This window comes from Granulicatella elegans (genome assembly GCF_020735385.1).
GTDB classification, from domain to species: domain Bacteria; phylum Bacillota; class Bacilli; order Lactobacillales; family Aerococcaceae; genus Granulicatella; species Granulicatella elegans_B.
In genome coordinates, this window is record NZ_CP085953.1 from 1,264,318 (window position 1) to 1,287,207 (window position 22,890).

The following is a 22,890-nucleotide window of genomic DNA, read 5'->3' on the forward strand; positions in this document are numbered from 1 at the left end:
AGAAAGGATTTTATATGAGTGAAGTAAAAGAAGAAATCACAATGACTGAACTAAATGAAGTGTTAGAAGAAATTGTCGCACCTCAAGAACAAGAAATAGAACGTGTCGTATTTTGGGTAGACGAAACTCATGTCAAAATTAAAGAAGTCCATTATGAAATTGTTGAAGATTACCGTGAAGGATTTGAATTAGATACCTTTAATGCTCGTTATCAAGATATTTTTGATAAGTATGAATACATTGTTGGTGATTGGGGACATGAAAAATTACGACTAAAAGGATTTTATGAATCCAAAAATCGATTAGCCACTCCGGATAAGGATATTGCTTGTTTACAAGAGTATTTATACGAATTTTGCAATTTTGGATGTCGTTATTTTGTACTTCAGAGAGACCCAAATGTAAAATCAGTTGCGGTAGAAGAAGGAATACCAAAACGGCCAAAAAATAAACAACAAAAACGAAATACGAAGCGTTTTAACAATGAACGAGTAGGAGAAAAAACGTTTAAGGGTAATACACAAAAAAATAATCGGTTTAATTCTAAAAAACGTAATTTTGAGATGAAAGAAGCATCAAAACAAGATTTTGGTTTGAAAGAAATGACACACAAAGAAAGTTTACATCTGGAAAGTCAACCTTCTCTACAATCAATGAAAAATAAACGTCAAAATCGTAATTTTTCAATGAAGGAAGTTGATCAATCGAAGTATTCTAAAAATGCACCGACGAAGCAAAAAAATAATCATCCTAATAAGAGATTTGATATTCGAGAAAAGCCACAAAAAAGAGGGAATTAGCATGTATAAAGCATATTTTATTGATTTAGATGGAACAATGTACAAAGGAAAAGAACGCATTCCAACAGCAGAAGAGTTTATTCGTCGTTTACAAGCAGCCAATATTCCATTTTTATTTGTAACGAATAATGCTACAAAAACACCACAGCAAGTCGCTGATAACTTGAGAGAAAATTATGGAGTAGAAGTGACAAAAAATGAAGTGTATACAAGTGGAGTCGCTGCCATGGACTTTTTAGAAAGTCAAAACTTTGGCAGAAAATTAATGATTATCGGAGAAGAAGCGTTAAAGACTCAAGCAGTAGAAAGAGGATATGAACTAGTAGGGGAAAATCCAGATGTTGTTTTACAGTCACTAAATCGTGAAACAACTTATGCTGAATTAGAAGCAGCCACTTTAGCCATTCGTGCAGGAGCAAAATTTGTTGTAACAAATATTGATTCTAATCTCCCAAGTGAAAAAGGATTTATTCCTGGATCAGGTTCTATTACAGCATTTTTAAAAATGTCTACACAACAAGAGCCAATTGTGATGGGAAAACCAAGTAGTATTATTATGGAATCAGCTTTGAATTATTTAAATCAACAATATCCAGAGCAACAGTTTACAAAAGAAGATATTGCAATGGTGGGTGATAATTACCAAACAGATATTCAAGCTGGAATTCAATATGGAATGGATACTTTAATGGTTCTAACAGGATTCTCTACACGAGGAGATTTAGAAGGAGTTGCACAACCTACGCATTTAGTGAATGATTTAAGTGAGTGGAAGGTATAAGCATGTCTACAACCATTAAAAGATGGAGTTTTTCGATTGTATTAGCATTGTTTTTATTAAGTACGGCGATTTCCTTTGTCATCTTTTTTGAACCACTATTTCGAGGTGTCATTTTATTATTTGGCTTAGAACAGCATAGTGGAATTTCTACAGCAACATTAATGGAGAATTATCATGTATTGATATCGTATTTAACAAGACCATGGATTAAGGAATTAGTGATGCCAGATTTTCCAAGTTCTCCTCAAGGACTATTTCACTTTGAAGAAGTGAAACGATTATTTATGATTAATTTTGTCATTGCAGTGATTTCTACAATTGTTTCATTTGTTGGGATAAATAGGTTTAAAAAAGAAAGAAAATTATTCCTGTTACTCACGCCATTAAAAGGAATATTATATGCTACATTATTATTTGTTGTATGCTTAGTAAGCTTTTTCGATGTAATTTTTGTAAAATTCCACGAATTATTTTTCCATAATTCAGCATGGATTTTTGATCCACGATTAGATCCAATTATCGAAGTATTGCCAGAAGAATTTTTTATGATTTGTTTTTTAATCGTGTTTCTATGGCTTGTCTTTGGAATTATGGGAATTCTAAGATGGATTCGAAAACAAGAACAGATGTAAATAAGACTACAACATTTCGTGATTATCTATCGTTTAGAGGTGACTTTAAGCGATAGGTATTTTTTTATACTTCTTTTACACTTTTCTCATACTAAAAAAAATTAAAACATGGTATGATAACGAGGAAGAGAATAGAAAACCGAGGAGAAAGTATGAAAATATCAGTAGTGATTCCTTTTTATAATGAGGAAAGAATGATTGAAAAAATGTACAGTGAATTAGTTCATGTACTAAATCAACAAACAACAGAAGAATTTGAGATTATTTTAATTGATGATGGAAGTAAAGATAAAACTTTTGAAAAAATAGTAGAAATTGCCAAGAATGATGAGAGAGTTCGCTATTTGAGTTTTAGCCGTAATTTTGGGAAAGAAGCTGGCACAATTGCAGGATTACAATATGCAACGGGTGAAGCCGTTATTTTAATGGATGGAGATTTACAACATCCACCTGCACTGGTTCCTCAAATGATTGAAGCTTACCGTGAAGGGTACGATGTAGTGAGTGGTCGTAGAACTAGAACAGGTGAAAGTCAGTTTCGTACTTTTCTAGCGAATCGTTTTTATAAATTAGCGAATCGACTAATGGATACACCTTTAACGGATGGAATTTCTGAGTTTCGTCTATTTAGTCGAAAAGCAGTGCGAGCGATTTTATCATTGAATGAATATAATCGTTTTTCAAAAGGACTTTTCTCATGGATTGGTTTCAAGGAAAAAGTCATTGAATATGAAAATCATGTACGTGAAATTGGAGAAACGAAATATTCTTTAAAATTTTCATGGAATTATGCGATTCAAGGGATTTTATCATTTAATGATAAACCATTACGCGCGTGTATTAATTTAGGACTGGGTTGTTTATTATTATCTGTGCTATATATCGTGTGGATGTTCATTAAATATCTTATCGATCCGACTTCTTTAGTGAGTGGCTATTTTACAACGATTTTTGCAGTTGTCTTACTAGGAGGAATTCAGTTAATTTCAATTGGAGTTTTAGGAGAATATATCGGGAAAATTTATTATGAAGTGAAAAAACGTCCTCACTATTTAGTGGATAAAACGAATTTTGAGGAGGAGAAAGATGAGTAAAAAGAAAGTAGTTTACTTAACGAGTTTCTTCCTACCAATTGGCATTATGCTTGTTTCGTGGATCATTAATGGATTTTTCCCTTTTGGTGCAAAATCATTGATGGCAGTGGACTTTAATGCGCAATATATTGGTTTATATGCTTATTTAAAACATTTCTTTTTAAATGGAAATTGGAATAGTTTTTTCTATTCCTTTTCAAAATCCATTGGTGGGGGAATGTTGGGTATTTGGGGATTTAATTTAATTAGTCCGTTTAATGTATTGTATTTTTTCTTTTCAGAGCAAAATTTTCAATGGGCAGTTATGTTAACCATTGGTCTTCGATATGGAGTGATGGGACTTACTTGGACACATTTTTTTGTGAAGCGATATAATGGTTTAGAAAAAAATCCAGCATTTCTTCCTATATTTGGAAGTTTGTATGCTTTGAATGGTTTTAATGTCAGTTATCAAATGAATCCTATCTTTTATGATGGCATGATTATGTTGCCACTGGTATTAATGGGGGTAGAAGAAGTATTGGATAGAACAGGTGCTAAACGATATATGTTATTGTTAGCCCTAGCTTTATTACTGCATTTTTACATGGGATATATGATTTGTATATTTGTAGTTATCTATGCCTTATTTTATTTATTCAAATCAAAAGATAGAACGTTTAAACAAGGATTTCTTCAATTGCTTCAACTAGGATTTTATTCGATTTTAGCTGTCGGATTAGTGGCATTTATTCTTGTTCCGATTTTGATGAGTTTAGTTTCTACTAAAGGTGGACTTGAAAGTAAGTTATTATTTGAATGGAAATTACAAATTGATCCATTAGATATTTTTTCTAAATTATTTTTAGGAGCATTTGATAATTCTTCTTGGCCGGCAGGCCCAAATTTACCAAATATTTATGTGGGAACGCTCGGAATAATGGGGACGATTTATTATTTTATCAGTTCTACTATTCAACGCAGAGAGAAAGTAGCTTCACTTTTTGTTTTAGCTATTTTTATCCTATCTTGTATTCATGAATTTACGAGTAAATTATGGCATATGGGACAAAATCCTGCAGGATTTTTTTATCGCTTCTCATGGATAATGGCGTTTTTCTTAGTTTATTTAGCGTATTTAGCTTTAAGAGAAGTCGACCAATTACATTGGAAATCGTCCATCGTTATTGCAGGTGGGACATTAGTACTGTTTGCTATCGTAATGACGAGACAGTATTCCTTCTTAATTGTTCCACAAAAAATTGCAACAGTCGCATTAATTTTTGTGATGTTATCGATTTTAGTATGGCCTCAAATCAATAAAAGATGGGCATTTTTGGCAGCAGTCACAGCAATTGAATTAATGATGAATGCAACGATTGTCCAATCGAGAGTAGGATATACGGATGCGTATAAATATCAAGATGCGGTAAAACAATTACAAACGGCAGTAGCACCTATTCGACCAAATGATAAGGAATTTTATCGTATTCAAGGAAGCTTCCATTTAAGTAAAAATGATCCCTTTATGGCAGATTATCCAGGAATGTCTGTATTTAGTTCTAATCTTGAAAATTCCACAAGAGATTTATTTGAACAATTAGGTAATACCGGTATTAATGCGACGACTTATTATTATGGAACCCCATTAAGTGATGCCATTTTTAGTTTGAAATATTGGATGACACCAAAGCCGGTCTACACGAAGGATTATCCCGATACAAGTAAAATGTATGTATTTGGAAACTATGCCACTCGTTTAGATTTAACAGAAAACACGCCTGTTGTTTACGAAGAAGAGCGTACAGAAGTATTTCAAATTCCACAAACTCTTCCAATAGCATTTGGAGTGAATGAAAAACTAGCTTCATTAGAATTTAAAATGAATCAACCAATACAGACCTATAACAAAATTACAATGGCACAACTAGGAGAACAAGAGAAATATTTGGAAATGTTAGCGGCAAATGATATTACAACGGATAATTTTCAAGCAACCGATCGAACAGAAACTTATCGTAGAAAGGATTCGACCAAACCAGCTAGTATCACGTATCATTTAACGCCACAAACAGATGAAGAATATTGGGTTACGTTACCAACACGTTTTTCAAGAACGGATACAAATCTTATTCGAATTTTTCTGAATGGTGAAGAATTTCATTTCTTAAATAATTATCAAGCGACTCAATTCCTCAATATTGCTTCTCAATCAATGGATAAGCCAATTGAATTTAAAATCGAAGTGAATACGGACGAAGATTATTCCTTTAGTGGCGTTCGATTGGTCAAATCCAATCGCTCTGTTTCCAATCGTTTTATTCAGGAACGTCAAAGTCAAGCATTGAAGCTGACTCATTGGGATAATTCTCATATTCAAGGTACCGTTACAATTACAGATGATAGTAGTGTAATGTTTACTTCGATTCCATACGATAAAGGATGGAGTGTAAAAGTCGATGGAAAAGTCGTTGAAACAAGAAAGATTTGGAATAGTTTACTAGGTTTTGCGATTTCGAATGGAGAACATACGATTGAATTAAGTTTCATTCCAGAAGGATGGAAGATAGGAGTAGTGATTTCCATCGTTTCACTGATTGTATTTCTTGGCTTGATTTACAAGAAGTGGGTATAGTTTTTTTACAATAAGACTTCTATTGGTTACTCAGTTAACGGATAGGAGTCTTTAGTTAATATTAAATGAAAGAGGAATATTTGAGACCGAGGCTCAAATTTTAGCCAAGAGCTTCGCTTCTGCGAAGCTGCTGGCGTCCTTTGCAAGCTAAAAAATTTTTTTCTTTAATATTTATTCGATAATTTCGCTTGTTCGGTAAATCCAAGCGTTATTTTTAAAAATAAATAATGGCGGAGCAATTAAAAGAATAACTAAGCAGAAACCTATAAAAGCTTTTGTTAATTTAGAAAACTTTTTACTTAGAGATGATTTAAAACATAAATAGTAAATTCCTATTGCTACGAAAAATTCATAGAGAATCCACAGAAATGAACATCTACTATAAAAATAAGAAAATAGTAAATTGAAAATAAGAAGGATTGAAAACAATTTGTCATCTTTCGTTAAAGACTTAATCTTACACATTATAACCAACTCCTTTTATTATATTATACTTACATTATAATATAAAACACTTTTTTGAAAACGTTTTTAAAACAGACGTAAAAAATATTAAAGAAAAAATTTTGTACTAGCCATGAGATTCGCAATGCGAAGCTGCTGGCGTCCTTTGCAAGCTAAAAAATTTTTTCTTTAATATTTAGTTTCTTTAGAGAAATTACGAAATCATACTTTTGTCCCATTGTTGTAGGACGAGAATATGCTATAATTTTCTTAAGAGAGTTGATAAAGGAGAAGTCTTATGAAGAAACATATGATTCAAGCCATTAAGCTATTTTTCTTTGTAGCCGTTAGTGTAGGTGTTTATGAAAAAATGGATAATACAGCAGAAATGTTTTTATTCGCTCTGCTTTGTTATGGAATATTTTTCTATGTGCTATTCCGCAAAGAAATGAATCCACCAAATTGGAAAACATACCTACATAAGGAAAAAGAATTACAAGGCCCGTCAGAAAAACAACAAGAGATTTATGAAAAAGCAGGTTTAACAGAAAGTGATGTTTCTTTCTTTAGAGAAAAGATGAATCGAGCAAAAATTCAAATTCAACAAATTGAAGTTTATACAAAACAAAATAATAAACTAGAAGCGATTGCAAATCGTTATCAAATCATCACCGTTTTAAAAGATTATTTCAAGGAAATCGTCCAACATCCGGAACGATTGCATGCCGTTGATAAGTTTTTAAATACTTATTTGCCAGGTTTAGAAGAAATGATGGAAAAATATATTGAAATTGAACAACATATCTCTAAAACACAGGAAACTTACCAAATGTTGGATCAAACAATGGACTTCATAGGTGACTGTTGTCTACAGATTGAAGCAGATTATCAAAAATTCCAAGCACAAGATTTTAGTGATTTAAATTTAGAACGAGAACATCTTCAACAACAATCTCAAAAAGAAGAATTTGAAGACTTTTAGGAGGAACTATATATGACAGAAAAACAAACAACAGTGGAAGATTTAATTCAAAATCCATTTGGAGAACAAGTGAGTGTAACACCATTATCAGAGGTATCTCACGATTTTCCAGCAACACAAACGGAAGCAAGTCCAAAGAAATTAATGGATACATTGGATGAAAAACATCAAGAGCAAGCTCGTGCATTAGCGAAGCAAATTGATGAAAAAAATTTACAAGCGATTATTAGTTATGGGGCTGCAGCTCAAAAACAATTAGGAGAATTTTCTCACCAAATGCTTTCTCATGTACAAGCAAAAGACACTGGAGAAATTGGGGATATTTTAAATGACTTAATGGAGCGTTTAAATGAAACAGATCCAAATGATTTAGTAGCTGAAAATCAAGGATTCTTCCAAAAATTCTTTGGAAAAATTAAGAAGAGCATTTATGAAATGCAAGCTAAATATCAAGAAGTTGGTTCTCAGGTGGATAAAATTGCAATTCGTTTAGATCACGAGAAAAATGGTTTATTAAATGATAATTTATCATTGGAACAATTATATCAACGTAATAAAGATTTCTTTGATGCTTTAAATATTTATATTGCAGCGGGAGAAATAAAATTAGCGGAATTACAAGAGACATTAATTCCTGAAGCTTTAGAAAAAGCACGAGTAACAGGAGACCAAATGGATGTACAAGTCGTAAATGACTTAGAACAATTTTTAGACCGTCTAGAAAAAAGAAATCATGACTTAAAATTAACGCGACAAATGACGATTCAACAAGCACCACAAATTCGTTTAATTCAAAATACAAACCAAGCATTAGCTGAAAAAATTCAATCATCGATTACAACAACCATTCCATTATGGAAAAATCAAATTGCAATTGCGATGACCTTATTACGTCAAAAAGATGCTGTAACGGCACAAAGACAAGTTTCAGAAACAACAAATCAATTAATTCAAAAAAATTCAGAAATGTTGAAAATTTCTACAATTGAAACAGCTCGTGAAAATGAACGAGGCATTATTGATTTAGAAACATTACAAAAAACTCAAAAAGATTTAATTGAAACATTAGAAGAAACATTGAAGATTCAACAAGAAGGTAGAGCAAGAAGAAGAAAAGCAGAAGTTGAATTAACGAATATGGAAGAAGATTTAAGACAAAAATTATTAGTGTTAAGTCATAAAGAAAAACAAATTCACCAAGATTAATATGGAAAAACGTGGAGTAATTTTCTTATTTTGTAATAGGAATTATGATTCAGTAGTAAAGATGTAATCTGTTTTTAATAAAATAAACTTGCGATTTTTAAGAACATTCTTTACAATGGTAGTAAATATATTTTTAATGAGGTGAGAAAATGCACGTTTGGATCGTAGTAGTAGCATTATTAGCTTTAGCAGTATTTTTCTTATTCATTTCATTGTTCTTAAAAGACAATCAATATGAAGATGAATTAGATGAATTAAGTGAAGGCTTGTTAGAATTAAATCGAGAAGTGTATTCTTTAAAGAGAAAAATTCAAGAGTTGGAAGGAACACCAATTTATCGTGCTCCTGTTGAACAAGCTCAACAACCTGAACCGGAATTTACATTTATTCCACAACCAGTAGTTGGGCCAGAACCAACTTTTACTCCAAGATTTGAAGAAAAAGAAGAGAAAGTTCAACCTATGTTTGAACCAAAGCCAACAGTTTCTGAGCCAACTGTTTCACAAACAGAACAACCAGAAGAAGAGTTACACAGTATTACTCGTAAACACATTTTGACTTTATTTAGTCATGGTGGTTCATATGAAGAAATTGCTGAACAATTAAATTTACCAGTTTCAACTGTTCAATTAGTGATTGATAGCTATTTTGAATCAGATTCACATTAAGGAGGGGTATTATGAGTAAAACAAAATTTCGCTCTTTAGGTGTAGGTTTCCTTTTATCAGCAATTTTCTTAGCTTTAGCAACTGTAGCATGGCCATTTGTTCCTGAATCGTTGAAAAGTCAATTAGACAGTGTTCATTTACCATTAGTAACAGACACTGTTAAAACGACTGAAGAAACGACTAAAGAAACGACTGTAGCATCAACAAAAGCTACTCAAACAACTGAAGCCACTACAAAAACAACAGCAAAAGTTGCGAATAAACCTGTAACAATTACGGTTGAGAGTGGAGAAGTTTCAAGTGATGTTGCTCGTAAATTAAAAGAAGCAGGAGTAATCACTGATTCGAAAGCTTTTGTAGATTATTTATTAGAAAATAATATTGCAGAAAATATTTTGGCAGGAACATTTGAAATTCAACCAAATAGTAGTTTTGAAGAAATTGCTCGTACATTAGGAGCTTTACGTTAATTGATAAAAATAAGAGGTAGACACTGAGAAAATCGTGTCTACCTCTTTCTTGTTTTAAGACGAAGATTTTTTCATCCAGACTAGATAACTAAATAAGACAAAGATTAAAATCGTTAAGCTAATGAACACTTCAATAGTAACGAATAAATTCAGTAGAGGAAATTGTAAAATTCCTTGAGCCATTTTTAGTGAAGTTGCTGTAACAATTGTTGGGAATGTTAAAGATGAAAATGCAGGTTGAAATCCTTGCTTTAAAATTTGTGGTAAACGACTTAAGACTAAAAAGAAAAATATTTGAGATGAAATGATCATCATGATGATGGAGTAAGTTAATAATTGATGTCCACCTACACGTACTAATGAAGCTAGTAGTAACGAAAATGGAGCACAATAGATTCCTTCTTGTCCTAATAATTCATTTGGCAGTGGCCTTTTCTTCAAATCTTTGTAAATCCGTGGATATAAATAAAACGTTAAGATAAAGCCGAAAATAATCGTTGCATAGGCGATTTCAATGATTCTTACAACAGGATAAGTGAGCGCGGCTACTGCGATACCAACATATAATACGGTCCAAGATGGCGTTGCATAAATTTTTTCTTTTGAAGATAATAATTGAATAGTAAAATAAGTGATTAGTCCAATATCTAATAGGAATGAGAACCACCAAAGAACTTGTGCTAAGAGAGGTACACTTGGAACGGTACGTAGTAAATAAGTAGCTAAAATCATTCCTGCCATAGGGAAAGTAGCCATTCCAGATAAAACTGGTGGTTTCTTTAATTCATTTGCAGTATTTTGCCAATTTAATAAATGTGAGATTAAGAAGATAATCCATAATCCTAATCCAAGTACACTAAATACATGAGATAATTCAGGCAAGGTATCTGAGATAAGATTTCCAGCGCCAGCTAATCCTAGAAGGCAACCAGAAAATGCTAAAGGTAACTTTTTCATAAAATCCTCCAATAAACTTTTTGAGAAAAATATAACATAAAAATGAATGAAGTGAAATTTTTAAATTTTAAATTTATTTGATTAAGTTTAAATAATTTTAAATTCTGATAGAAATAGTACGAAACCCATCCTAAATTATGCTATAATAGAGCAGTGAATATTAAAAGATGGATGTGAATACATGATTAATAAAAGAAAGAATCGTCCTATAAAGAAAAAATCACATATTCCATTTCGATTAAATTTATTATTTTTTATCGTGTTTTTTTCATTTATGGTATTAATCGGACGATTAGCGTATGTTCAATTAGTCAAGGGTGATGATTTTATCGCTTTAGTGAAACGTACAGAAACTTCTACTGCTAAAAAAGCAGTTCCAAGAGGGTCGATTTATGATAGTAAAGGTAAAATATTAGTTGGAAATAAACCAAAATTAGCCGTTAATTATACACGTTCTTCAGATGCCACAGCGAAAAGCATGCTGGAAACTGCTAAAAAATTAACGGAATTCATTACAGTAGATACTAGCAAATTAAGAGAGCGAGATTTAAAAGATTATTGGTTTGCTACTCATCCAGACGATGCTAGTAAGTTATTAACCGCTGAAGAGAAGAAGCGCATTACAAAAGAAGGCTTATCGAATAGTCAAACATATGAAATGCAATTAGCACATATAACTGAAGATCAAATTAATTATTCAGATAGTGATAAACAAACGATTGCCATTTTTACGAAGATGAATAGTGCTTATGCTTTATCAACTGTTACGATTAAAAATGATTCTGTAACAGAACAAGAAGTTGCTCGTATAAGTGAACGTCTTGGAGAGTTAAAAGGTGTTGATATTGATTCGGATTGGGATCGTGAATATCCAATGGGTGATATGCTGAAAACGATTCTAGGTTCTGTATCATCTGAAACAACTGGGTTACCTTCTGATAGAGTTCGTTCTTTATTGACACAAGGATATTCATTAAATGACCGTGTAGGAACAAGTTATTTAGAAGAACAATATGAATCAGTATTAAGCGGAACAAAAACAGTGGTTCAAAGCCAAACGAATAATCGTGGTGAAATAGTCAATCGTGAAGAACGTTATGGTGGAAAAGCCGGTTCGAATTTAGTGATGACAATTGATACTGATTTTCAAAAGAAATTAGAAGATATTGTTACAAAAGCTGTAGAAGGTTTATCTGATGCAACAGCTGACCGTGTATATGTCGTAGCAATGAATCCAAAATCTGGAGATATTTTAGGAATTACTGGTAAAAAGAAAAAATATAATGAAAATTACGTGGTTACTGGAATTGAAGATGATGCTCTAGGTGCGATTAATGGTTCTTTCGGGATGGGATCTGCAGTTAAAGCAGCTACAGTTTTATCTGCTTACATGGATGGAGTTATTACACGAGAAGATAATACGATTGTCGATGAGCCGATTGAATTTGAAGCTTCTGCTCCAAAAAGTTCTGTATTTAACCGTGATGGGAAAATTCCATTAACCGATTTGGATGCGATTGAACGTTCTTCAAACGTTTATATGATTAAATTGGCGATGCGTATGGGCGGTCAATATGAATATAAAAAAGGCGGAAAATTAAATATTAATCTTAGCGTCTTTGATAAATTACGTGAGTACTATGCTCAGTTTGGTTTAGGAGTACGTACCGGAATTGATTTACCAAATGAAGGAAAAGGTTATAATGGTGGAACAGGTGCTGCCTTCTCTGCACTGGACTTTGCATTCGGTCAGTTCGATTTATACACGCCATTACAATTAGCGCAATATATGGCGACGATTGCCAATGGAGGAACACGTATTGCACCACGTTTAGTAAAAGAAATTCATGCAACAGGAAAAGATGGTGGAATTGGTGAATTAGAAACAGTTATTCCAACTAAAATTATGAATTCTTTACAAGTGGAACCAAGTTTGATTGATCATATTAAAGAAGGTTTGTATCGTGTAACTCATGGTTCTAATGGGACTTCAGCGTATACTTTTAAAAATTATACACCATCTGTTTCTGGTAAGACTGGTACGGTAGAGGCGTTCTATGGAGGTCCATTACCTCAATTTAAACAAAAGGAAGTAGAAAATTCGACATTTGCTTCTTATGCACCTTCTGATAATCCAGAAATTGTTGTATCAGTTGTTGCACCATATTTTTCAAATGGAATTCCATCAGACTTTGCAGCAGGAATTACAAAACAAGTGTATGATGCGTACTTCCATCAAGAAAGTTCAACGACATCAACAAATTCTACAACAGCTAATGGACAAACGAATGCACAACAAGCAACACAACAACAAACTACGAACAATCAAGTTCCTGTCGCTCCAGTAAGAAGACAAGGACAATAATTTTTGAAGGTTCTATAATTTATGACTTTTCTGATGTAGCGGTGGACGCTAGCAGCTTCGCGGTGCGAATCTCATGATTTCTGCTACGGCGAAAAGACATTTCTTCAAACTTAAGTACTTGCATTTTTAATAAAAATAGCGTATTATTTTGATATTCGTAGAAGAGAACGTTCTATTTTTGGATACAATTAGCGAGCTAATGATTGGTGAAAGTTTAGCATGTCCCTCAAAGATAGAGAATCATCTCTGAGATATATTTCCGAAATAATAGTAAGAAATATCGCCTAAATAGCGTTAACAATTTACCAAGTTGAAAAGTACTGAATACTTTTCAAGAATTTGGGTGGTACCGCGAAATTTTCGCCCCTGCTTTTGCAGGGGATTTTTTATTTTATAGACAAAGGAGGAAATGCAATGAAAATGAAAGAAACATTGCAAATTGGAAAAACAGAATTTCCAATGCGTGGAAATTTACCTACAAAAGAAATCGATTATCAACAAGAATGGGAAGAAGCAAACCTTTATGCGCAACGTCAGTTAAAGAATGAAGGTAAACCTTCTTTCGTATTACATGATGGTCCTCCATATGCCAATGGGGATGTTCACATGGGACATGCATTAAATAAAATTTCAAAAGACTTTATCGTTCGTAGTAAATCAATGAGCGGATTCCGTGCACCATTTGTTCCAGGTTGGGATACACACGGTTTACCAATTGAACAAGCTTTAGCAAATGCTGAAGGTGTCAATCGTAAAAAAATGTCTGTAGCAGAATTCCGTAAATTATGTGCAGAATATGCTTGGCGTCAAATCGATAATCAAAGAACAGTGTTCAAACGTTTAGGTGTAACTGGTACATGGGATAATCCATATGTAACATTAAAACCTGAATTTGAAGCAGAACAAATTCGTGTATTTGGTAAAATGGCTGAAAATGGCTATATTTATAAAGGATTAAAACCAATTTATTGGTCACCATCTAGTGAATCTTCATTAGCAGAAGCAGAAATCGAATATAAAGATGTAGAAAGTGCTTCTATTTATGTAGCATTCAAAGTAAAAGATGGAAAAGACTTACTTGGTGAAGATACTTCATTTGTTATTTGGACAACAACTCCATGGACACTTCCTGCAAACTTAGGAATTTTCGTTCATCCTGACTATGTTTATGCACAAGTGAAAACTTCTGCGGGTACATTCGTTGTAGCTAAAGATTTAGTAGAATCATTAACAGCTACATTATCATGGGAAAATGTCGAAATTTTACAGGAATTCCCAGGTAGTGCATTAGAATATATGACTGCTTGGCATCCATTCTATGAACGTGAATCTTTAGTAATGAATGGGGATTATGTAACTTTAGATGCGGGTACTGGTTTAGTACATACAGCTCCTGGACACGGGGAAGACGACTTCTATTATTCTCGTAAATATCATTTAGCAGTATTATCTCCAGTAGATAGCCAAGGTTGTTATACAAATGAAGCACCTGGATTTGAAGGTATGTTCTATGCAGATGCGAATAAAGTCATTACAGATTTATTAACTGAAAAAGGTGCACTATTAAACTTAAGTTATTTTGTACATAGTTATCCACATGACTGGCGTACGAAAAAACCAGTTATTTTCCGTGCGACACCTCAATGGTTTGCTTCAATCGATGCATTCCGTCAAGAAATTTTAGATGTGATTGAAAACGACGTTAAATGGTATCATCCATCCGGTCAAGTTCGTATTTATAATATGGTTCGTGACCGTGGCGACTGGGTTATTTCTCGTCAACGTGTTTGGGGAGTTCCATTACCTGTATTTTATGCTGAAAATGGTGAACCAATTATTACACCTGAAACAACAGAACATGTTGCTCAAATTTTTGAAAAACATGGTTCAGATGTATGGTTTGAATGGGATGCAAAAGACTTATTACCAGAAGGCTTTACTCATCCAGATTCTCCAAATGGTATCTTTACAAAAGAATTAGATATCATGGATGTATGGTTCGACTCAGGTAGTTCTCATGCTGGAGTTTTAGGAACTCGTGAAGAATTATCATTCCCAGCAGATATGTATTTAGAAGGTAGTGACCAATACCGTGGATGGTTTAACTCAAGTTTAACAACAAGTGTGGCGGTTCATAAAAAAGCACCTTATAAAGCAGTTCTTTCTCAAGGATTCGTAATGGATGGGGAAGGAAAGAAAATGAGTAAATCATTAGGAAATGTTATTTCTCCAGCTAAAGAAATGAAGAGTAAAGGGGCAGATATTATTCGTTTATGGGTAAGTTCTGTTGACTATGAGTCAGACGTTCGTATTAGTGATGAAATTTTAAATCAAGTATCAGAAGTTTATCGTAAAATCCGTAATACAATGAGATTTATGTTAGCTAATACAACTGATTTTGATCCTAAAACTCATGCAGTAGCATTTGAAAATTTACGTACAGTGGATCAATATATGTTAGTACGATTCAATCAATTAGTAGATAGTATTCGTAAAGCATATGATCACTATCAATTCTCAACGGTTTACCAAGGAGTTATTAACTTCTGTACAGTTGACTTATCACAATTCTATTTAGACTTTGCGAAAGATGTTGTGTATATTGATCAAGAAAATGGCTTTGAACGTCGTGCAATGCAAACAGTATTGTATGATATCTTAGTGAAATTAACAAAATTATTGAGTCCAATTTTAGTGCATACAACTGAAGAAGTATGGAAATACTTAAAAGAAGAGGAATCTTATGTTCAATTAGCAGAATTCCCTGAAGTAACTCATTATGAAGGAGAAGAAGCGATTTTAGCTCGTTGGGCTGAATTCTTTAAAGTTCGTAATACTGTATTGAAAGCATTAGAAGAAGCTCGTAATGAAAAATTAATTGGTAAAAACTTTGAAGCAAAAGTTACGTTATATCCAACTCAAGAAGTGGCTGATTTATTAGACAGCTTACAAACGGATGTTGCTCAATTATTGATTGTTAGTCAATTAGAAGTGGCTCCTGTAGGAACTGCAACTCCTGAAAATGCAGTTCAAGGTGAAGGGGTTTCAGTTGTTGTGGAACATGCACAAGGAGAAACTTGTCAACGTTGCCGTGCGGTGAAAGTAGAAGTCGGAACATTAGAAGATGCTCCAACATTATGCCATCGTTGTGCGACAATTGTGCGTGAATTTTATCCAGAAGCGCTTAACAGCGAAGAAGAGTAAATTTTTATTTAAATGACTTTCTAATATAGTAGCAAGGACGCCAGCAGCTTCGCTAAAGTGAATCTCATGGTTTGTGCTACCACAATAAAAAACAGCTCTTTCCTAATGAGGGGTGAAGTGACCCCAAAAAGTTAGACTTTTTTGAGACGACTTAAGTCGTCTCTTTTTGATTAATAAAACAAAATGTATGAATAACCCCCTAGGGGGTTCGCGCCAAAATTTTTGGCGCGTTTTTTCTTGGAAATATTATTAAACTTTCAATTAGATTTACTAGTTAAGCAATACGAGCAGAGTTTGAATGAGTTATTCTGTAATTTACAGGACTTAGTCCATCCAGTTTAATTTTTATACGTTTGTTGTTGTAATAATCAATATAATCGATAATAGCTTTCTCTAATTCCTCAAGAGACTTAAATTCTTTTTCAAATCCATAAAACATTTCTGATTTCAAAATACCAAAGAAAGATTCCATCATACCATTATCTGCACTGTTCCCCTTACGTGACATAGACGGCTTTATATCTTTACTTTCTAAAAATCGATGATAAGAATCATGCTGGTATTGCCAACCTTGGTCACTGTGGAGAATAGTATTTTTGTATTTTTCATCTGTAAATGCCTCGTTTAACATTGCCTTTAGTTGATGTAAGTTAGGTGAACGAGAAAGATTGAACGCAATAATTTCACTGTTAAATCCATCTAAGACTGGTGATAAATATAGTTTCTGTTCACTACTTGGAATGGCAAACTCCGTTACATCTGTGTAACATTTTTCCATTGGTTTAGATCCTTCAAAATCACGTTGAATCAGATTATCTGATTTCTTTCCAACATCTCCTTGGTATGAATAATATTTGCGTTTACGACGAATACGGGCAATTAAACCAAGTGCTTTCATTAAGCGTTGTACCTTCTTATGATTCACTTTAAAGCCACGATTTCTTAATTCTAAATGAATTCTACGGTAACCATAGTTTTCCTTATGTTCTGTAAAAATATCTTGTATTTCATCTTTAAGCTGTTGATCCTTATCCGGTTGGTTCATTTGTTTTAAATGGTAATAGTACGTTGAACGAGCTAAATTAATTACTTTAAGAAGAATATCCAATGGAAATTCATTGATTAATTCTTGAACAATTTCAGTTTTTCTTCTTTCTCTTTTTCCTCCTTCAATCGTAGTTCCCTCAACTTTTTTAGAACAGCAATTTCCGCCTTTAAGTATAGATTTTCTAATTCAAGATGTTCTAATTCTGTCATTTCTTCTAATTTTTTCTTTGGCTTACGTCCCATTGAATTTGGTCTCCCTCTTGTTTTCTCAACAATAGTATACCCATTTTTCTTATATTGTGCTAGCCAATTTGAAAGTAGGGAACGATTAGGAAGTGCATAATCAATAGCCACACTTGTTTGTGAACGACCTTCTAAAAGAACTTTATTCATTATTTCCTGCTTTAGTTTTGGTGAATAGTAACGATTTTTTTCTTTTTTAACAATTTCTATTCCATATTGATCAATCAATCGAACTAAGTATTTAATATTAGAATCGGCAATATCGTATTTCTTTGAAAGATTCTTTAAACTTTCACCTTGTTTTCTTAGTTGATAAATTTCTATTTTATCTTCATAAGTTAATTTCATTAAAAAACACCCCAAAAGTTAGATTTTTCATGTCTAACTTTTGGGGTGCAGTACAGGGAGAGCTGTTTTTTTTGTTGTGAAAGATACTGTTGTTTTAATTGCTCTAGTGAATGAGTCACGCAATGGTAGCGATAGAGACGAATCGATGGTTGAGTCGCTTCTTCTTCAATTGTAAAGAGAAAATAATGATCTTGATGATCCAATGCATTTTTCCCATTCAGTTTAAAATAAGGGCGATTTGCTTTTGCCATGGATAATAATACATCATCAATTAAAAAAGTCAGAGGAATCGTTAGAGAAGAATAGTGATAAAAATCTTCTTCAAAATGACGGTACTCTTCACTAAAATAATTCATTTGTAGTTCATTACGATAATAATCTTGCTGATTCATCCTGTTCCTCCTCTACTTGTTGAATAGAGACAATATTCTCAATAAAAATTCTTTGATACCCATTGTTGAGTTTTAATAAACATTCCGTAGCAGTGAGGTTTTCTAATGTGCCTGTATAGTGTAATAATTGCTTGTTTTCAAGAATAGAAATGTGAGCTTTTAAAGAATATAGCTGTAATTGCCCTAATAATAAATATTTTTCTTCTAAACTGAGTTGTGAATGAGTAGGGACAGGGATTGCATCATCTTCTAATGCACTTGTATGTTCAGAAAGAAAAAATCCCATCCACTTTGCCATTTTTCGATCTTGATATAAGCGAGCAGAACGAAAGGGTAAATAAGAACGATCAATCATTGTAATCCCTCCAATCCTCCAGCAGAATGTCCTCCAATGAGTTTGCTACGAGCAATATTTCTCGAACATTCTAATAGGGAAGTTCCTTTTTGAATAGATAAAAATCCAAATTCATCTCGAATCCCATCAATGGCTTGTTGTAATTTTTCTTCTTTTTCTATGAGAATGGGATCATCGAATAATGAAATGATGGAATATTTGTCCGAAACTAAGTCACTATAGCGTACTCCAATTTGGCGGACAGCACCGCTATGATATTTTTTGCGAAATAATTGTAAGACAGCCTTTGTTAAGACGGCTGTTTGATTGCTTGGATCAATAGCTTCTTGGCAATGAAGGGATGATTTCATTTCATATTTTGAAAAGCCAATATAAATAGAAACGAGTTTTGTTTTTTTGTGTCTTCTTCTTAAGCGAATCGCTACTTGTTCTGCCATTTCTGATAAGACAATTTCTATATCTTCTTGATGAATATAATCTCGTGGTAAAATCTGTGAATTACCAATTCCTTTTGATTGTACTTTATACGGTTGATGGATATTACTTTCGTCAACCCCATTGGCATGAAACCAAAGTTGGACTCCTATAATGCCAAATTCTTTTTGTAAATTATCTGGATTACTCTCAGCTAATTCACGAATACTATGAATGCCTAGTTTATGTAATCTTTTTTCAGTTCTACTTCCAATTCCCCAGAAATCGGTTAAGGAAGGAATAGCCCATACCTTTGTTTCAACATCTTCATAGGACCAATTGGCGCGCATTGTTTTTGTTTTTTTAGCTTCATTATCGAGAGCTAGTTTAGCAAGAAGAGGATTTGCATTGCTCATTCCAACAGTTGAGATAATGCCTGTTTTTCTCCATATTTCTTGTTGGATTTTGGAAGAAAGGACATCTAATTTTTCCTTCTTGGTTAATTGATGATGCGAGATAAAATAATTTAAGGAAGAAGTTAAATCAATAAAGGCTTCATCAATAGAGTAAGGAAGAATATCTGTTGGTGCAGCAAATCTTTGAAAAATCTTTTGGATTTCCATATTTTTTTCAATGTAGCGATCCATTCTGGGGGGACAATTACTGTTTTTTGTGCCCAATTTTCTATATAGCGTATAAAATTTCGATTGATGGGTAAACCTTGTCTTTTTGCAGCAGCTAGATTGAATTTTCTTGTTTGAATATGAAAAGGTAAATCATAAGAGCGACTGACATTAGCTTTACCAAAAATCTTTTTAAAAATAGGGGAAGAAGCAAGAATCAGTCCATTAGCATTATCTGCACGACTCATGACACAAAGGCAAGTTGTTAATGGATTCAATCCACGTTCTACACACTCCACACTAGCATAGAAGGATTTCATATCAATAAAGGAAATATCACTATGCGGTTCTCTTGCATAATCAATAATGGTCATTTTGAACCTCTAGGAAGCAGATACAGGTATAAAGTGATTCACGACGAGTCCAACTACTTGTGGATTTTCTTCATAAGGAATGAATTGTTCTGGGTAATTCGGATTTAAAGAAACCATTCTAAAGCCTTGTTCGTCTCGATATAATTTCTTAATATAAACGGCCTCGTTCCATGTTAGGGCATAGACTGCTCCATCATAGTCAAATCCATTGGCTTGAATAAGAGCAACTTCACCATTTTGATAAGTGGGACTCATCGAATCTCCTTGAATCCATGCAGCAATATCATACCCTCGTTGCTCTGTTGGAGAGTAGACAATTTCTGTTTCATATTCATCAAAAATTCCTTTTCCTAATCCGGCAGAAAGTTTTACTTCTGCTAATACGGTAATCGGATAGAGTATTTTTTGACTTTGTTGCTGATGAAGTAATTGCTCTACATAGTGTTCTGCTTTTTTTTGATTGTTTGAATGTAGTTGTAAATAGTTCGTCACAATAGTATATTCCGATTCAAAATAACTGGCTTCTACATTGAAAATGTCTGCTAATGCGATTAAATTTTTTTGATTTGGAATTGTTTTTCCGTTTTCCCAATGATGGTAAGCTACTCGACTAATTTCTAGTTGTTTGGCGATAAAGGATTGAGAATATCCTTGTTGCGTGCGGATTTCTTTTAAACGATTTGCTGAAAACATGAAACACCTCAGTTGTTAATTTATAACTTAACAATAGTTTAGCATATGAAATATGGAATAGCAATATCTTGTTTAGATTAATAGCGAATAAATTTGAAAAATGATAAGATACAAGTGAAGAATGGGGAGAAATCATATGAAAAATAAAGTTCGTTTTAAAGAAAAATTATTTTTAGGTACAACTTTGTCATTTGAGTTTGATGGAAGTACGATTGGAAAAGACGCTACTCTTAATCAATGGGTGAATGGAAAATGTTCGATTGAAAATGCTTTTGTATCTTTAAAAGTTAATGGAGAATTTCTCCGTGTAAGAGAAGTAGATCAGTGGATTGAATCTTTAAGAAAAATGAAAGAAAATGAAATAACAGAGTCTTGGCATTTATCATTTGAAGAAGAGGATATTGCTTTATATTTTTCTCCTAGAGAATATGAATCAGATGTTTGTTTATTAGGAATTCGATTGCGTCCTTTTATTAAAGGTGGAAGATATTTAACAGAATATTATGAGATTAGTTTATTTGAAGAAGAAATTTTTAAATTACTAGACTTCTTAGAATATTGTCGTGAGTATAGTGTTTCTCCATTGGAAAAAGTTGCACCAAGTGAACAAGATGGAGAATATAAATATTGCTGTGTAAGCTTTGAAGGCAATCGAAAACAATATGTGTATTTATGTCATAAAAACCTAGAAGTAGAAGTGGGTGATTATGTAACAGTTCCTGTGGGAGAATATTTCCAAGAAGTGGAAGCTTTCGTTGAAAAAGTTTTTTACGGAGATGAAGAGGCTACGGATTTTCCAATTGAAGAATTGAAATATATTACCAATGTTGTTTCTTCCCATCAAGAAGCTGTGAACGAGTATCAGTTATCGATTCCGAGAGATCAGATTATTTATAATTCTAGAGAAAATGAATTAAGAGAAAAAACAATTTTTGGAAGAAAAAATAAAACGGTCAATCCAGTGCATATTTTAAAAACAACGATTGGAGAATTTTGGCTGGAAGCAGATGGAGAAGTCATTCCAATGCATTACGAATTTACGCAATTGAGAGTATGGCAAGAAAATTTAGTCAATGGCTCGTATCGTTTAAGACCAGCTCAGTTAGAGGAATTAGTGGGAAAAACAGTTGGATTAAAGGCTTCGATGGATTTCGAGGAAATGCGCTATATTACATCTTATGAAGGAATGGATTTACTAGGAGCACAGTGGCAGTGGAATCAGTTAGCAGTTGGAATGTGGGCTGAAAAGGTAGATCCAGAACACTATGAAATTGAAGTGGACTCAAACGGTGTTGTTTATTATCCATCAACAGCTGAGAAGGCTTCCTTTGGAGTGGCTTGGACAACTTACGTGGATGATGAAGATGCTACGATTTGGATGAATATAGAGTAAATAGGTGATGAGATGACAGAGAAATTATTTTTGGATAGAGAGATTAGATGTTTGCATTGTAGACGACATTTTAATATACGTGAATATCAAAAAGTTGAATTACCAAGGCAACAAGAATTGATTCCTTATATTTTAGATGGATCTATTTTTGAATTTGAATGTCCTTATTGTCGAGAAGAACATACTGTGCTAATAGATCAAGATGAGTTTATCATTGAGAATCAGGTGAGAAAATATCGGATTTATTATAGTGATAATGAATTTGATAGTGGGGTTAAGCTCATGCAAGTGTCTCACAGTTTAGGAATTACGTCAGAAGAGGAAAAAGATTTTGTTCTTGATGTTCGTGCATTGGATGAACAAGGGTATCGTATTCGTTTTGAAGCTAACTATAGTGCTGTAGTAGAAAAGATGGTTATTTTTGAAGCGGGGTTAAATGATGTAGCGATTGAATTGCAGAAAGCATTTATGGAGCTTAAGTGTGATTTTGGTAAGGAATATGATAGTTTAGTATTTTTCGATGATGATGAGAGATCTTTTATTGGGGTACATGAAGGTCGTCCTGTATTTATGATGGAATTTGATGAAGAGGAATATGAGGCGATTTTAGAGGAGTTTGCAGAAGAGTGTGAAACGATGCAATATGAAGTTGATACTTATGAAATCAAGAAAATTATGAAAAAGCGTCTCGAAGAACTGGAAGAGGACGAAAACTAGGCTTTACTGAGGTTGCTATGGACGTAAGCAGACTCGCATTTTGCGAGTCTGCTTGCGCCCTTGCTACCTTAGAA

General features: G+C 33.2%; 18 protein-coding genes and 1 pseudogene. 13 read left to right on the plus strand and 6 right to left on the minus strand.

The window, feature by feature from the left end; translation table 11 throughout:
* The first annotated feature begins 14 nt into the window (after positions 1–14).
* From LK443_RS06320 to LK443_RS06360, 9 genes are all read left to right on the plus strand, one after another.
* Entirely contained in the window at positions 15–800 is a 786-nt protein-coding gene (locus LK443_RS06320; protein WP_227931098.1) for a YutD family protein, read from the plus strand.
* A gap of 1 nt (position 801) precedes the next feature.
* The gene (locus tag LK443_RS06325) at positions 802–1,581 is read left to right on the plus strand and encodes a TIGR01457 family HAD-type hydrolase (RefSeq protein WP_227931099.1); all 780 of its coding nucleotides are present in this window, start codon (positions 802–804) and stop codon (positions 1,579–1,581) included.
* A gap of 2 nt (positions 1,582–1,583) precedes the next feature.
* Positions 1,584–2,213 (plus strand): TIGR01906 family membrane protein, encoded by a 630-nt coding sequence (locus LK443_RS06330; RefSeq protein ID WP_227931100.1) that lies wholly within the window; start codon positions 1,584–1,586, stop codon positions 2,211–2,213.
* Between the two features lie 152 nt (positions 2,214–2,365).
* Positions 2,366–3,307: a glycosyltransferase PgfS gene (gene pgfS, locus LK443_RS06335; protein ID WP_227931101.1), complete on the plus strand. Its 942-nt coding sequence runs from the start codon at positions 2,366–2,368 to the stop codon at positions 3,305–3,307.
* A complete protein-coding gene (locus LK443_RS06340; RefSeq protein WP_227931102.1) occupies positions 3,300–5,921 on the plus strand; it encodes a YfhO family protein in 2,622 nt (873 codons plus the stop codon). The genes pgfS and LK443_RS06340 overlap by 8 nt, the downstream gene beginning before the upstream one ends.
* Positions 5,922–6,663: 742 nt before the next feature.
* Positions 6,664–7,347 (plus strand): 5-bromo-4-chloroindolyl phosphate hydrolysis family protein, encoded by a 684-nt coding sequence (locus LK443_RS06345; protein ID WP_227931103.1) that lies wholly within the window; start codon positions 6,664–6,666, stop codon positions 7,345–7,347.
* 12 nt (positions 7,348–7,359) lie between these two features.
* Positions 7,360–8,553 (plus strand): toxic anion resistance protein, encoded by a 1,194-nt coding sequence (locus LK443_RS06350; RefSeq protein WP_227931104.1) that lies wholly within the window; start codon positions 7,360–7,362, stop codon positions 8,551–8,553.
* 149 nt (positions 8,554–8,702) lie between these two features.
* A complete protein-coding gene (locus tag LK443_RS06355; protein WP_227931105.1) occupies positions 8,703–9,221 on the plus strand; it encodes a helix-turn-helix domain-containing protein in 519 nt (172 codons plus the stop codon).
* A gap of 11 nt (positions 9,222–9,232) precedes the next feature.
* Positions 9,233–9,691: a hypothetical protein gene (locus LK443_RS06360; protein WP_227931106.1), complete on the plus strand. Its 459-nt coding sequence runs from the start codon at positions 9,233–9,235 to the stop codon at positions 9,689–9,691.
* Between the two features lie 54 nt (positions 9,692–9,745).
* On the opposite strand, the gene LK443_RS06365 is transcribed toward LK443_RS06360, so the two are convergent.
* A complete protein-coding gene (locus tag LK443_RS06365) occupies positions 9,746–10,648 on the minus strand; it encodes a TDT family transporter (RefSeq protein WP_227931107.1) in 903 nt (300 codons plus the stop codon).
* Positions 10,649–10,829: 181 nt separating this feature from the next.
* Here LK443_RS06365 and LK443_RS06370 point away from each other — a divergent pair, with 181 nt between their 5' ends.
* Both LK443_RS06370 and ileS read left to right on the plus strand, forming a co-directional pair.
* On the plus strand, positions 10,830–13,013 hold the full coding sequence (locus LK443_RS06370) for a peptidoglycan D,D-transpeptidase FtsI family protein (protein ID WP_227931108.1): 2,184 nt from the start codon (positions 10,830–10,832) through the stop codon (positions 13,011–13,013).
* A gap of 414 nt (positions 13,014–13,427) precedes the next feature.
* Complete coding sequence (gene ileS, locus LK443_RS06375; RefSeq protein WP_227931109.1) at positions 13,428–16,217, plus strand: isoleucine--tRNA ligase; 2,790 nt, start codon at positions 13,428–13,430, stop codon at positions 16,215–16,217.
* Between the two features lie 274 nt (positions 16,218–16,491).
* Here ileS and LK443_RS06380 read toward each other — a convergent pair.
* From LK443_RS06380 to LK443_RS06400, 5 genes and pseudogenes are all read right to left on the minus strand, one after another.
* A protein-coding gene (locus tag LK443_RS06380) for an IS3 family transposase (RefSeq protein ID WP_227931110.1) occupies positions 16,492–17,855 on the minus strand; the annotation gives its coding sequence in 2 pieces (ribosomal slippage) (positions 16,492–17,414 and positions 17,414–17,855; 1,365 coding nt in all).
* A complete protein-coding gene (locus LK443_RS06385) occupies positions 17,855–18,247 on the minus strand; it encodes a DUF5960 family protein (RefSeq protein ID WP_227931111.1) in 393 nt (130 codons plus the stop codon). The genes LK443_RS06380 and LK443_RS06385 overlap by 1 nt, the downstream gene beginning before the upstream one ends.
* Positions 18,222–18,602 carry a hypothetical protein gene (locus LK443_RS06390; RefSeq protein WP_227931112.1) on the minus strand — a complete coding sequence of 127 codons (381 nt, stop codon included), beginning with the start codon at positions 18,600–18,602 and terminating at the stop codon, positions 18,222–18,224. Before LK443_RS06390 ends, LK443_RS06385 begins: the two co-directional genes overlap by 26 nt.
* Positions 18,599–20,013, minus strand: a pseudogene (locus LK443_RS06395) (Y-family DNA polymerase). The gene LK443_RS06390 and the pseudogene LK443_RS06395 overlap by 4 nt, the downstream one beginning before the upstream one ends.
* A 9-nt stretch (positions 20,014–20,022) precedes the next feature.
* Positions 20,023–20,706: a LexA family transcriptional regulator gene (locus tag LK443_RS06400; protein ID WP_227931113.1), complete on the minus strand. Its 684-nt coding sequence runs from the start codon at positions 20,704–20,706 to the stop codon at positions 20,023–20,025.
* Positions 20,707–20,842: 136 nt separating this feature from the next.
* Here LK443_RS06400 and LK443_RS06405 point away from each other — a divergent pair, with 136 nt between their 5' ends.
* Together LK443_RS06405 and LK443_RS06410 are read left to right on the plus strand one after the other, a co-directional pair.
* Positions 20,843–22,099: a hypothetical protein gene (locus LK443_RS06405; RefSeq protein ID WP_227931114.1), complete on the plus strand. Its 1,257-nt coding sequence runs from the start codon at positions 20,843–20,845 to the stop codon at positions 22,097–22,099.
* Positions 22,100–22,111: 12 nt separating this feature from the next.
* Positions 22,112–22,816 (plus strand): CpXC domain-containing protein, encoded by a 705-nt coding sequence (locus LK443_RS06410; RefSeq protein WP_227931115.1) that lies wholly within the window; start codon positions 22,112–22,114, stop codon positions 22,814–22,816.
* Positions 22,817–22,890 lie beyond the last annotated feature (74 nt).